Here is a 12,361-nt window from a genome sequence, read left to right as displayed (position 1 = left end):
GATACAACCTGTGCATTGTTTGCAGGAAGCGGTGGGGCGAGGCTACCAACTTACAATTGGGACATAGCCATAAAAAAACCGCCCGGCTAGGGGCGGCTTCTTCACAGCGCGAAACCGATTTACTTGGCGTAAACCGGGAAGCGATGGCACAGCGCGGTGGCTTGTTCGGCCACGCGGGCGATCAGCGCGTCGTCGTTCGGATTGTCCAGCACGTCAGCCACCATATTCGCCACCAGGATGGCCTCGGCTTCCTTGAAGCCGCGGGTGGTGATGGCCGGGGAGCCGATGCGGATGCCGGACGTCACGAACGGAGTTTCCGGATCGTTCGGAATGGCGTTCTTGTTGACGGTGATGTGGGCGCGGCCCAGCAGCGCGTCGGCCGCCTTGCCGGTCAGGCCCTTGGCGCGCAGGTCCACCAGGAACACATGGCTCTCGGTGCGGCCGGACACGATGCGCACGCCGCGCTCGGCCAGGGTCTTGGCCATGATGGAAGCGTTCTTCAGCACCTGTTCCTGATAGATCTTGAACTCGGGCTGCAGCGCTTCCTTGAACGCCACGGCCTTGGCGGCGATCACATGCTCCAGCGGGCCGCCTTGCAGCGTCGGGAACACATTGCTGTTGATGCTCTTCTCGAATTCTGCGCGGGCCAAGATGATGCCGCCGCGCGGGCCGCGCAGGGTCTTGTGAGTGGTGGAGGTGACGAAATCGGCATGCGGCACCGGGTTCGGATACAGGCCGGCGGCGATCAGGCCGGCGTAGTGCGCCATGTCCACCATGAAGTAAGCGCCGACTTTCTTGGCGATCTGGCCCATGCGCTCGAAGTCGAAGCGCAAGGCATAAGCGGACGCGCCGCCGATGATCAGCTTCGGCTTGGTTTCCATCGCCACGCGCTCCATGTCGTCGTAGTCGATTTCTTCCTTGTCATTCAGCCCGTAGGCGACGATGTTGAACATCTTGCCGGACAGGTTGGCCGGAGAGCCGTGGGTCAGGTGGCCGCCGTGCCCCAGGTTCATGCCCATCACGGTGTCGCCCGGCTTCAGGATGGAGAAGTACACCGCCTGGTTGGCTTGCGAGCCGGAGTGCGGCTGCACGTTGGCGTACTCGGCGCCGAACAGTTGCTTGACGCGGTCGATGGCCAGCTGCTCAACGATGTCCACATGCTCGCAACCGCCATAGAAGCGCTTGCCCGGGTAGCCTTCGGCGTACTTGTTGGTCAGTTGGGAGCCCTGGGCTTCCATCACTGCCGGGCTGGTGTAGTTCTCCGAGGCGATCAGCTCGATGTGATCTTCCTGGCGCTGGCACTCGGCGGCAATAGCGGCGGCGAGTTCGGGGTCGAATTTGGCAATCGTCTGGTCGGCAGCAAACATCGTCTGGCTCTTCCATCAATAGGTTAACGATCGGGCCATTCTACACGAAATGCCCAAACTGAAACCTTAACGTGAAGCAAGCGCCCGCGCCCCGGCAAGAGCCGCCAAGCAGAAGGCCCCGCGCGATGCCGGGGCCCCTTGCTCCAGGCAACTTACAAATCATCCGCCGTGAAAAACAGCGGCACGCCGTCGCGGCTTTCCGGCTGCAGCTCCGGCAGCACATGCACTTCGCGCACGCGGCACTCGCTCATCAATTCGCGGAAGTTTTCTTCGATCAGCTTGAGGTTGTCCAGCGAAGCCAGCGGCCAGACGAAGCCTTCCCAGTTGCGTTCGTCTCCCTTGGCGGAAACGGTGAAGTGCAGCTCGCCGTTCTCATGCGCGGAAACGATGGCCACCGGCTCCTTGTCCAGTTCGCGCAGACGGCGGATCTGGCTGCTGGCGAACACTTGCAGCGCCACCTCGAAGCGGGCATGGTTGCCGGCCACCAGCGCCTGCATCGCCGGCAGCGGCGGCCGGGCAATCGGGAACAGCGTCACGCCATCGGTCCTCAGCTGCTCGCCCAGGAATTTCATCAGCGGCATGCCCCAGGCGCCGACCGAACCGCCGAGCTTGGCCGGGACAGCCTCACCTTCGCGCTGCACGGCCACGCCTATCAGGTAGCGCAGGAATACGCCCTCTTCCTTCACGGTGACCGGCGCAGCCTGCGCCGGCAAGCCGTCGCGGGCTGCCTCGCCTTGCCGGGCCATCCTATATAAGGTCAGCGCATCCAGCCCCACCAGGCTGTCCGGATGCAGCAAGACGCCGGACAAGGCAGCGTCGCCATCGGCGGCGAGCACGCCATGCTGGCGCAGCAGCGCGTTCAAGCCCTCGACATCGGCGATCGCGCCGGGCAGCTCGGCCTGCTCGCGGCTGCCGGCCACCAGCACCAGCGGCAAGGCAAACACCAACGCGCGAGCGCCGCCGGTCTCTTCTACAGCCTGGCGCAAAGCGTCCCAGACGATCTGATAGCAGGCCTGCGTCGGCACCATGGCCAAGGCCACGGAGATCGACAATACCTCGCCACGCTGCAACATCTCGTCGATCGCGCCCACCAGGGCCTGGCGCCACATCTCGCGCTCGCCGGCATCCGGCGCGTCCAGCACGGACTGGGCATGATGGATCAGTCGGTTGGTCAGGGAAACTTGCGGGTGATATTGACGCGGATCGGGAAGAAGGTGACGGACAGCGTCCATGGGCGGGCATCCTGCAACAGTCGAAAAAAACGTATTGTGGCACAGCCGCCACGCGCTTGCTCGGCCACGATCGCAACATGACAAAAACGTAAACCCTTGTCAGAATTGCGCCCACAAACAATAAATGTATTTAGGCGCGACAAAAAGTTATATTTCTCGACATTTTCGGAAACGCACATGTTGACACCTGGTAGCGCTATCCGGATAATCCGTTCTCGTTGAGATGCAGCAATTGCTTCTTGATAGTTTCTCCTCTATTTCTCCTTTGTAGACTTGGCGCGGGCCGTAAGGCACCGCGCATTTTTTTTGCCCGCCCTATCGCCAACTCTTGGCAAAACTCTTAAAAATCATTGCAATACGCACAGCTTCTTCATAATTGCACCCGGCACAACCCAACGCCAAACAGCAAGCGAATACTATCTAAAACAAGATAGGCGATCATGCGGTCATACGGGAAAGCCACAATAGCCATGCTGAAAATGTAAAAAAATACCTTACATTATCCCATTGTACTTTAAGAAATATTTCATTTCCGAAACAAAACGAATAAGTAGCAGGAAGAATTGTTCGATTTGACGATAACTGAACACGAAGAAACAGCGCGGAATGGGTCTGGATGGACTGCAGGCAAGGCTGCAAGTTCCCAATTGTCCTACAAGGACAGCGCCATAATAGCACCTTTGCCTTCCAGAATTATGACAATGATCAATACCTAGCAAGATAGCCAAAAGCGGAACCAGCCCCGCCGCCGCCGGTCACAATCCCTTCTGCCACCCTACATCCACCATGCCCATCCACAGCATCAGCCTGGCCGGCTTCCGCTCCATCCGCAAACTGACGCTGGAGCTGGAGGCCCTCAACGTCGTCGCCGGCGCCAACGGCTGCGGCAAATCCAATTTGTACAAGGCTATCCATCTATTGCACGCCTCAGCCGAGGGCCGGCTGGCCGCAGCGCTGGCCGAGGAAGGCGGCATCCAGAAAGCGATGTGGGCAGGCGGGCCGCGCCGGAGCGACAAGGCCCGCGGGCCGAAGCGAATGATTCTGTCGGCCAGACTGGATGACTACGACTACGAGCTGCAACTCGGTTATCCCGAACCCAGCATGAGCCTGTTCTCTCTTGACCCGCTGGTGAAAGAGGAAAGCCTGTGGCTGGCCAGCCATGGCCGCAGGCCTTCGACGCTGCTGCTGGAGCGCCGCAATCAGGCGGCCTTCCTATGCGGCGTGGATGGTGAACGCAACACCTATCCGGCCAGCCTGCGGGCGGAGGAGTCCATCTTCGGCCAACTGGCCGAACCGCATCGCTACCCGGAGCTGTCGCAACTGCGGGAAACCTTGCGTCGCTGGCGCTTCTATCATGAATTCGCCGTCTGGCCCGGTTCGCCGCTGCGCGCGCCGCAGGTGGGCATACGCTCGCCCGTGCTGGCGCACGACGGCGCCAACCTGGCCGCAGCTTACCAGACCATTGTCGAGATAGGCGACCGCGACTTGCTGCGCAGCGTATTGGCCGAGGCCTTTCCCGACAGCCACTTCCTGGTGGACGCCGCCCAGGGCCGTTTCCAGATGCTGATGCAGCGCGAGGGCCTGCTGCGGCCCTTGGAGGCCGCCGAGCTGTCCGATGGCACGCTGCGCTTCCTGTGCCTGACAGTCGCCCTGCTCAGCCCGCGTCCGCCTGCCTTCATGGCGCTGAACGAACCGGAAAACAGCCTGCATCCGGCGCTGCTGCCGTCACTGGCGAGGTTGATAGCGGAAGCCAGCCGCTACAGCCAGATCTGGGTCACCAGCCACTCGCCGCATCTGGCCGAACTGATCCGCCGTCATCGTCCGCTGAAGCTGTTTCCGCTCGCCCTGCAGGACGGCGAAACCCTGCTGCACGACGACCACTGAAGCAATTTATCCCCAGCCGCCGCCAGGCGGTTTTTTTACGTCTTTTGATCGTATTTTTCTTTATTTTCGCCGATATGCCGATTTTATAGTCCGAAGCTGCGGGGAACTCTGCGAAGCCAGCTTGGGTCTGAGCTCTGTCTTGTTTATTTTATTCAACACTATGTATAGAAAATTATGCTCCCCATTATTACTGGCCTGGGCCTTGTTGCTCGCGGCCATTGTCTGTGAAATTATCGGCACCTCCTTCATGGCCCTAGCGGCTCGCAACGGCGGCTATCTGGGTTATATCTGGATGGCGGGCGCGCTGGCCTTGTCTTATTACCTGTTGTCTCTGGCCCTGCGCGGCATCTCGGTCGGCGTGGCCTACGCCGTGTGGGAAGGGCTGGGTCTGATTGGACTCACCATCGTCAGCGTCTGGCTGTTCGGCGAAAAGCTGGTGCCGCAAGAACTAATGGGACTGGCGCTGGCCTTGCTGGGCCTGACTTGCGTGACGCTGGGCGAACCTCATGACGAGGAGGCCGCAGCATGAAAACCCTATATTTATTGTTTGTGCTGGCCTCGGCGCTGATAGAAGTGGGCGCCAATCTGATGCTGGAAAAATCTGACGGCTTCCGCCGCAAACTATGGGGCATCGGCGCCATCCTGCTGGTATGGATAGCCTTTGCGCTGCTGGGACAGGCCGTAAAAGGCATGGACTTGGCCATCGCCTACGCCTTGTGGGGTTCCATCGGGATTCTTGGCACCGCCATCGGCGGCCGCCTGCTGTACAAACAGAAACTGAAGCCGATAGGCTGGGCCGGCATCGGCATCGTCGCGGCAGCGGTGGTGACGCTGTCCACCGTCTAAAACAGCCAGGCCCGAAAATTCCACCGTCCCGAGCGGGACCGCGGCGAAATTTTCAGGCCCGCCTGGAACAAAAAGGGGAGGCGCTTGGCCTCCCCTTTCTCTATCCGATCATGTCCGGTGCGTCGCCCCTGCGGGATGACGGCACCCTACCGCGGATTATTTACGCTCCACTTGCGACACGTCGCGCACGGCGCCGGTGTCCGCGCTGGTGGTCATCGCCGCGTAAGCGCGCAGGGCCGGGCTGACGACTCGATCGCGGCCAAGCGGTTTCCAGGCGTCGCGGCCTTTCGCCTCCATCGCCGCGCGGCGCTTGGCCAGCTCCTCAGCCGACACGGCCAAATGGATTCGACGGTTGGGGATGTCGATTTCCACCGTATCGTCCTCTTCCGCCAAGCCAATCGCGCCGCCCTCGGCCGCTTCCGGGGAAACATGGCCGATGCTGAGCCCGGACGTGCCGCCGGAGAAGCGGCCATCGGTCAGCAAGGCGCAGGCTTTGCCCAGCCCCTTGGATTTCAGGTACGAGGTGGGATACAGCATCTCCTGCATGCCCGGCCCGCCTTTCGGACCCTCGTAGCGGATGATGACGATATCGCCGGCAACGATGCGGTCGGCCAGAATGGCCTCCACAGCCGCGTCCTGGCTTTCAAAGATGCGCGCGCGTCCGGTGAATTTCAGTATCGATTCGTCGACGCCCGCCGTCTTCACGATGCAGCCGCGCTCGGCGATATTGCCGTACAGCACCGCCAGGCCGCCGTCCTGCGAATAGGCGTGCGCCTTGTCGCGGATGCAGCCGTCGGCGCGGTCATTATCCAACGTCGGGTAGCGCATGCTTTGCGAGAAGGCGATGGTGGTGGCCACCCCGCCCGGCGCGGCGCGGTAAAAGCGGTGCGGCTCGCTGCCCTCGCCATGGCGCATCACGTCCCATTGCTCGATGGCTGCGCCCAGCGTGGGACTGTGCACGGTGGGCACATCGCGGCGGATCAGCCCGGCGCGGTCCAGCTCGGCCAGGATGCCGATCACGCCGCCGGCGCGATGCACGTCTTCCATATGGTACTTCTGCGTGGCCGGCGCCACCTTGGACAGACACGGCACGCCGCGGCTGATGCGGTCGATGTCGGCCATCTTGAAATCGACCCCGGCCTCGCTGGCGGCGGCCAGCAGGTGCAGCACGGTATTGGTGGAGCCGCCCATCGCCACATCCAGGCTCATCGCGTTCTCGAAAGCCTGCTTGGTGGCGATGCTGCGCGGCAAAACGGAATAGTCTTCGCCCTCGTAATGGCGCTTGGCCAGCTCAACGATCAGGCGTCCGGCTTTCAGGAACAACTCCTTGCGGTCGGCGTGAGTCGCCACCAGGCTGCCGTTGCCGGGCAAGCTGAGGCCCAGCGCCTCGGTCAGACAGTTCATCGAGTTGGCGGTGAACATGCCGGAGCAGGAACCGCAGGTCGGACAGGCAGAACGCTCGACGCGGTCGACGTCCTCATCCGACACCGCGCTGTTGGCGGCCTCCACCATGGCGTCCACCAGGTCCAGCTTGCGCACCTCATTGCCCCACTGCACCTTGCCGGCCTCCATCGGCCCGCCGGAGACGAACACCACCGGGATGTTGAGCCGCATCGCCGCCATCAACATGCCGGGGGTGATCTTGTCGCAATTGGAGATGCACACCAGCGCGTCGGCGCAGTGCGCGTTGACCATGTACTCGACGCTGTCGGCGATCAGGTCGCGCGAAGGCAGGCTGTACAGCATGCCGCCGTGGCCCATGGCGATGCCGTCATCGATGGCGATGGTGTTGAATTCCTTGGCCACGCCGCCGGCTTTCTCGATTTCGCGCGCCACCAGCTGGCCCATATTCTGCAGATGGACGTGGCCGGGCACGAACTGGGTGAAGGAGTTGGCGATGGCGATGATGGGCTTGCCGAAGTCGGCGTCGGTCATCCCGGTGGCGCGCCACAGCGCGCGGGCACCCGCCATATTGCGGCCGGCGGTGGAAGTGCGGGAGCGGTATTGGGGCATGATGCTTCCTTTAATAGGTTCAAAGCCGGTCGTCATTCCGTCACGCAGGCAGGGTAAGCTTGCGGCGACAGGCCCGCGGGTGCCGGGTGGGCCAGCCTTTTGCCTAGGCGCCGCGGATGAGCGGCGCGACGGCGGGGAACGCTTTCCGTATAATCTCGTCAACCATTTCTTTTACCGCAAACGCACATCCCTGACAAATGCTGATTCATCCTCAGTTCGACCCGGTCGCCGTTCATCTCGGCCCGCTCGCCGTGCACTGGTACGGCCTGATGTACCTGCTGGGCTTCGCCCTGTTTCTCACCCTGGGCAAATACCGCCTGAAAAAGGGCAACGACGTGCTGACCGTGCCGCAGCTGGACGACATGCTGATGTACGGCGCAGTCGGCGTGGTGGTCGGCGGCCGCCTCGGCGAAGTGCTGTTCTACCAGCCCGGCTTCTATTTCAGCCATCCGCTGGAAATCTTCATGGTATGGAAAGGCGGCATGTCCTTCCATGGCGGCTTCATAGGCGTGCTGGTGGCCGTGGCGCTGTACGGCCGCAAGATAGGCCGGGGCTTCTGGCAACTGACGGACTTCATCGCCCCGCTGGTGCCGCTGGGCCTGGCTGCCGGCCGCGTCGGCAACTTCATCAACGGCGAGTTGTGGGGCCGCGTGGCCAGCCCGGATCTCCCATGGGCCATGCTGTTCCCGCAGGCCCGGATGGACGACATCGCCGAGGCGCAGCAGTCGTCGGACCTGATGAACATGCTGATGCATTACGGCGGCCTCACGCGCCACCCGTCGCAATTGTATGAGTTCGCGCTGGAAGGCATCGTGCTGTTCGGCGCGCTGTGGCTGTACAGCGCCAAGCCGCGCGCGCGCGGCCAGGTGTCGGCGGTATTCCTGATCGGCTACGGCCTGGCCCGCTTCATCAGCGAATACTTCCGCAATCCCGATGCCGGCATCTTCGGCAAGTCCGACGTGATCAGCATGGGCCAGTGGCTGAGCCTGCCGATGATCGTCATCGGCGTGGCGCTGTTTGTGTTCTTCGGCAGACGCAAACCAGCCTGAGCCGCGCATCGCGCGATTAGAAAAGCCGGGATAGCCCGGCTTTTTCATGCTCGCCACGCCAAAAACAAGAATAGGAATATGCAACTAATTTTTTAGAATTTATTGGAATTAATCAAGCAGGGTAAGATGGCGCCAATCGATCCCGCATCATTAGCACTTTACAAGGCTCGCCATGAAAAAAACCATTGCCCTCGCACTCGCCGTCGCCCTGACCTCCACCGCCGCCCTGGCCGACCGCCTGGACGACATCAAGAAAGCCGGCGTGCTGCGCGCCGCCGCTTTCGACAGCAATCCGCCGTTTGGCTTCCTCGACGCCAAGAGCCGCCAGATCGTCGGCCTCGATGTCGATGTGGCTCAGCACATCGCCAAGCAACTGGGCGTGAAGCTGCAACTGGTGCCGACCAATCCGGCCAACCGCGTGCCGCTGTTGGTTTCCGGCAAGGCCGACATCGTGGCCGCCAACTTCACCGTGACCGACGAGCGCAAGAAGCAAGTGGACTTCAGCCTGCCCTATTTCGCCTCCGGCCAGCAGTTCATCGCGCGCAAGGGCGCGCTGCAGAAGCCGGAACAGCTGGCCGGCCTGCGCGTGGGCGTGGACAAGGGCACGACGCAGGAAGTCTACCTGCGCGACAAATACCCGAAGACCACCGTCGTCGCCTATGACGACACCCCGCTGGCCTTCACCGCCCTGCGCAACGGCAACGTCCAGGCCATCACCCAGGACGGCTCCAAGCTGGCCGCTCTGCTGGCCAACGCGCCGGACAAGGCCAAGTACGAGCTGGCGCCGTTCACGCTGACCCGCGAATACCAAGCCATCGGCCTTCCCAAGGGCGAAGCGCGCCTGGCCAAGGTGGTGAACGACACGCTGCAGCAGCTGGAAAAGAGCGGCGAAGCGGCCAAGATCTACGACCACTGGTTCGGCCCCAAGACCAAGGCCCCGCTGCCGCGCGACTTCAAGATCGGCGACGCGACCTGACCCTGACGGTTCCGCAGTCCACAACCGCCGCCTCGCCGGCGGTTTTGCCGTTTCACGCTGTAGAAAGAGTATGCATGACCCCACCCGCCTGGCTCGGCCACAACTGGCTGGAGCCCCACTATCTGGCCTGGCTGGCCAAGGGCGCCCTGCTCACCGGCGGGCTGTCGCTGCTGGTGATGCTGGCGGCCAGCCTCCTTGGCATCGCATTGACCGCCCTGCTCGACCAGCCATGGAAACCGCTGCGGCTTGCCGCGCAACTTTGGCTGAGTCTGCACCGCAACACGCCGCTGATGGTGCAACTGCTGCTGTGGTATTTTGGCGTGTCCGGCCTATTGCCGGACGAGGCGAAAATCTGGCTGAACACGCCGCGCGCCTTGGCGCTGCCCTTTGACCTGGCCTTGCCCTGGCCATCATTCGAATTCCTGGCCGCCTTCACCGCATTGACGCTGTACAGCGCGGCGTTCATCAGCGGCGAGCTGCAGTCCGGCCTCAACGCCGTGCCCAAAGGCCAGCGGCTGGCGGCGCGAGCGTTGGGCATGAGCGGCTGGCAGGTATTGAGCCTGGTGGTGCTGCCGCAGGCCTGGCAACTGGTGAAGCGGCCGCTGGTGGGCCAATACACGGCCATCGTCAAGAACACCTCGCTGACCATGGCCATCGGCCTGGCAGAGTTGTCCTACGCCTCGCGCCAGGTGGAAACCGAAACGCTGCTGGCCTTCCAGGCTTTCGCTGTCGCCACCGCGCTGTATCTGATCCTGGTGCTGATCACCCAGCTGCTGGCCCAGCGCCCGGAGCCGGCATGGAGGACGCTGCGATGATCCCGGCCGTGATTCACGACAATCTCGACTACCTGCTGTGGGGCAATCTGGCTAATGGCGAAGCGGGCGGCCTGCTGCTGACCGCGCTGCTGAGCCTGGCCGCCGCCTTGCTGGCCAGCGGTCTGGGCTTGGCGCTGGGCATCGCCCAGTTAATGGGCGGCGCTGCGCTGCGGCGCGCCCTGATGGCCGTCACCGCCGTGCTGCGCGCCATCCCGGTGCTGATGCTGATCTTCTGGTGCTACTTCCTGCTGCCGCTATTGTTCGGCATCGACATTCCGGGCCTCATCACCGTGATTCTGGCGCTGGCGCTGATCCACGCGGCGTATCTGGGCCAGGCCGTGCAGGCCGGGCTCAATGCGGTCGGCCGCGGCCAATGGCAGGCCGGCCTGGCGTTGGGCTTTTCGCGCTGGCAAACGCTGCGCTGTCTGATCCTGCCGCAGGCGCTGCGCATCATGCTGCCTTCCTTCATCAACCAGTGGGTGTCGCTGCTGAAAGACAGCTCGCTGGCCTATATCGTCGGCGTGGCTGAGTTCACCTTCGTCGCCACCCAGGTCAATAACCGCGAGCAGGTGTATCCGCTGGAGATCTTCAGCGCCATCGCCGTCGGCTACCTTACGCTATGCGCCTTGCTGCAGCTGGGCGGGCATATGGCCCAGCGGCGCTGGCGCCGGGCCGTATGATCACAGCTCGCGCCCGCGGCTGGCGATCACCCGCTGATACCAGAAGAAGCTGTCCTTGCGCACGCGGCGCAGGTCGCGGGCGTCGGTCTCGTCGCGGTTGACGTAGACGAAGCCGTAACGCTTCTGGTAGCCGTTGAGCCAGCTGAGGATGTCGGTGAACGACCAGGCGCAGAAGCCCAGCAGCGCCACGCCGTCGCTGATCGCTTCCTGGCAGGCCGCTAGATGGCGGCGCAGGTAATCGATGCGGTAGGCGTCATGGACCTGGTCGCCGTCCTCCAGCCGGTCGAACTCGCCCAGGCCGTTCTCCGTGATCAGCACCGGCAGCGCGTAGCGGCTGGTCAGGCGGCGCAAGGCGATGCGCAGGCCGGTCGGGTCTATCGCCCAGTCCCAGTTGGACGTCTCCAGTTGCGGATTCGGCGTGGTGCGGTACAGGCCGGGCACGCCGCTGGCCGGCGTGCTGCCCTTCTGCCCAGTGGTGTTGATGCGCTGCAGCCCAACCCCGTCCGGCGGGTTGTCGGTATAGGTCAGCGTGTAATAGTAGTTGAGGCCGATGAAATCCGGCTTGGCCGCCGCCAGCGCCGCCATGTCGCCGGGCAGGATGTCCGGCGCTTCGCCTTGCTCCCGCAGCCAGGCCAGCGCCACTTGCGGATAGCGGCCGTAGCAATACGTATCCAGCCACCAGTGGTTGGTGAGTTCCTCGGCATTGTCGAAAGCCAGCAGGTCCGCCGGCGCGCAGGACGCCGGATAGGCCGGAGAATAAGCGAAGCTGGGCCCGATGCGGCCATCCGGCACCAGTTGGCGGAACAGCTGGATGGCGCGCGCGTTGGCGAGAAAGGCGATGTGGTTGGCAGCGTAGAAGCGCTTGCGGTCGGCCAGCGCCGGCGGGTGCGTCGCCAGCAGGTAGGCATTGCTGAGGTTGTAGTTCTGCTCGTTCAGCGACACCCAGGTCTTGACCCGGTCGCCATAGCGGCGGAACAGCAAGGCGCAGTAGTCGCCGAAGTCGTCGATGACGCGCCGGTCCTCCCAGCCGCCGTACTCATCCTGCAGCGCCTGCGGCATGTCCCAGTGGTATAGCGTCAGCACCGGCTCGATGCCATGCGCCAGCAAGGCATCGATCAGGCGGTCGTAGAATGACAGGCCAGCCTCGTTGGCTGCGCCGCGGCCTTGCGGCAGCACGCGCGGCCAACTGACGGAGAAACGGTAGGCGGTCAGCCCCATCTCGGCCATCAGCGCCACGTCCTCCGCCATGCGGTGGTAGTGGTCCACCGCCACGTCGCCATTGCTGCCCTCAAAAGTCCGCCCCGGCTCGCGCACGAAAACATCCCATACCGACAAGCCCTTGCCGTCGGTATCGAAGGCGCCCTCCACCTGGTAGGCGGCGGAAGCGGCGCCCCACAGGAAGTCGTCGGGGAAAGGCTTGAGGCGGGCATGATGCATGGCGTGCTCCGGTCTAGATGAATGATCGATGATGGGCTGTTGGTCCCCGCCGGCGCCGCCAA

The 12,361-nt window shown here is 63.2% G+C and carries 12 protein-coding genes; 7 read left to right on the top strand and 5 right to left on the bottom strand.

The features are described 5' to 3' along the window. Positions 1 to 119: 119 nt before the first annotated feature. The 3 genes from glyA to QUG01_RS09905 all read right to left on the bottom strand — a co-directional run bounded on the left by glyA (position 120) and on the right by QUG01_RS09905 (position 2,778). Complete coding sequence (glyA, locus tag QUG01_RS09915; protein ID WP_500829987.1) at positions 120 to 1,367, bottom strand: serine hydroxymethyltransferase; 1,248 nt, start codon at positions 1,365 to 1,367, stop codon at positions 120 to 122. A gap of 152 nt (positions 1,368 to 1,519) precedes the next feature. Then, positions 1,520 to 2,599: a hypothetical protein gene (locus QUG01_RS09910; protein WP_500829986.1), complete on the bottom strand. Its 1,080-nt coding sequence runs from the start codon at positions 2,597 to 2,599 to the stop codon at positions 1,520 to 1,522. Continuing rightward, on the bottom strand, positions 2,539 to 2,778 hold the full coding sequence (locus tag QUG01_RS09905) for a hypothetical protein (protein WP_500829985.1): 240 nt from the start codon (positions 2,776 to 2,778) through the stop codon (positions 2,539 to 2,541). Before QUG01_RS09905 ends, QUG01_RS09910 begins: the two co-directional genes overlap by 61 nt. 607 nt (positions 2,779 to 3,385) lie before the next feature. Between QUG01_RS09905 and QUG01_RS09900 the strand changes: the two genes are divergently transcribed. The 3 genes from QUG01_RS09900 (at position 3,386) to QUG01_RS09890 (ending at position 5,329) form a co-directional block, all read left to right on the top strand. Then, a complete protein-coding gene (locus QUG01_RS09900) occupies positions 3,386 to 4,483 on the top strand; it encodes an AAA family ATPase (RefSeq protein WP_500829984.1) in 1,098 nt (365 codons plus the stop codon). 160 nt (positions 4,484 to 4,643) lie between these two features. Next, a complete protein-coding gene (locus tag QUG01_RS09895) occupies positions 4,644 to 5,012 on the top strand; it encodes an SMR family transporter (RefSeq protein ID WP_500829983.1) in 369 nt (122 codons plus the stop codon). Beyond that, a complete protein-coding gene (locus QUG01_RS09890; protein WP_500829982.1) occupies positions 5,009 to 5,329 on the top strand; it encodes an SMR family transporter in 321 nt (106 codons plus the stop codon). Before QUG01_RS09895 ends, QUG01_RS09890 begins: the two co-directional genes overlap by 4 nt. A 156-nt stretch (positions 5,330 to 5,485) precedes the next feature. Here the strand turns inward: QUG01_RS09890 and ilvD are convergent, their stop codons facing one another. Further along, positions 5,486 to 7,342 (bottom strand): dihydroxy-acid dehydratase, encoded by a 1,857-nt coding sequence (gene ilvD / locus QUG01_RS09885; RefSeq protein WP_500829981.1) that lies wholly within the window; start codon positions 7,340 to 7,342, stop codon positions 5,486 to 5,488. Positions 7,343 to 7,539: 197 nt separating this feature from the next. On the opposite strand from ilvD, the gene lgt reads away from it, so the two are divergent. From lgt to QUG01_RS09865, 4 genes are all read left to right on the top strand, one after another. Next, positions 7,540 to 8,391 carry a prolipoprotein diacylglyceryl transferase gene (gene lgt, locus QUG01_RS09880; protein WP_500829980.1) on the top strand — a complete coding sequence of 284 codons (852 nt, stop codon included), beginning with the start codon at positions 7,540 to 7,542 and terminating at the stop codon, positions 8,389 to 8,391. Positions 8,392 to 8,563: 172 nt separating this feature from the next. Further along, entirely contained in the window at positions 8,564 to 9,367 is an 804-nt protein-coding gene (locus QUG01_RS09875; RefSeq protein ID WP_500829979.1) for an ABC transporter substrate-binding protein, read from the top strand. A gap of 74 nt (positions 9,368 to 9,441) precedes the next feature. Next, a complete protein-coding gene (locus QUG01_RS09870; RefSeq protein ID WP_500829978.1) occupies positions 9,442 to 10,182 on the top strand; it encodes an amino acid ABC transporter permease in 741 nt (246 codons plus the stop codon). Next, positions 10,164 to 10,862 (top strand): amino acid ABC transporter permease, encoded by a 699-nt coding sequence (locus QUG01_RS09865; protein ID WP_500829977.1) that lies wholly within the window; start codon positions 10,164 to 10,166, stop codon positions 10,860 to 10,862. Before QUG01_RS09870 ends, QUG01_RS09865 begins: the two co-directional genes overlap by 19 nt. On the opposite strand, the gene QUG01_RS09860 is transcribed toward QUG01_RS09865, so the two are convergent. Then, positions 10,863 to 12,299, bottom strand: coding sequence for a glycoside hydrolase family 1 protein (locus QUG01_RS09860; protein ID WP_500829976.1), 1,437 nt, complete (start codon positions 12,297 to 12,299; stop codon positions 10,863 to 10,865). Positions 12,300 to 12,361: the final 62 nt, after the last annotated feature.

Source organism: Chromobacterium sp. CCUG 76385, from assembly GCF_059916625.1.
The sequence above is the reverse complement of the archived record's forward strand: the minus strand, read 5'-3'. Positions and strand labels throughout refer to the sequence as shown.

Coding starts and splice junctions, on each gene's coding strand:
- QUG01_RS09875 (WP_500829979.1), top strand. CDS start 8,564: ATGAAAAAAACCATTGCCCTCGCACTCGCCGTCGCCCTGACCTCCACC.
- ilvD (WP_500829981.1), bottom strand. CDS start 7,342: ATGCCCCAATACCGCTCCCGCACTTCCACCGCCGGCCGCAATATGGCG.
- QUG01_RS09910 (WP_500829986.1), bottom strand. CDS start 2,599: ATGGACGCTGTCCGTCACCTTCTTCCCGATCCGCGTCAATATCACCCG.
- QUG01_RS09905 (WP_500829985.1), bottom strand. CDS start 2,778: ATGTGCGTTTCCGAAAATGTCGAGAAATATAACTTTTTGTCGCGCCTA.
- glyA (WP_500829987.1), bottom strand. CDS start 1,367: ATGTTTGCTGCCGACCAGACGATTGCCAAATTCGACCCCGAACTCGCC.
- lgt (WP_500829980.1), top strand. CDS start 7,540: ATGCTGATTCATCCTCAGTTCGACCCGGTCGCCGTTCATCTCGGCCCG.
- QUG01_RS09865 (WP_500829977.1), top strand. CDS start 10,164: ATGGAGGACGCTGCGATGATCCCGGCCGTGATTCACGACAATCTCGAC.
- QUG01_RS09890 (WP_500829982.1), top strand. CDS start 5,009: ATGAAAACCCTATATTTATTGTTTGTGCTGGCCTCGGCGCTGATAGAA.
- QUG01_RS09895 (WP_500829983.1), top strand. CDS start 4,644: ATGTATAGAAAATTATGCTCCCCATTATTACTGGCCTGGGCCTTGTTG.
- QUG01_RS09870 (WP_500829978.1), top strand. CDS start 9,442: ATGACCCCACCCGCCTGGCTCGGCCACAACTGGCTGGAGCCCCACTAT.
- QUG01_RS09860 (WP_500829976.1), bottom strand. CDS start 12,299: ATGCATCATGCCCGCCTCAAGCCTTTCCCCGACGACTTCCTGTGGGGC.
- QUG01_RS09900 (WP_500829984.1), top strand. CDS start 3,386: ATGCCCATCCACAGCATCAGCCTGGCCGGCTTCCGCTCCATCCGCAAA.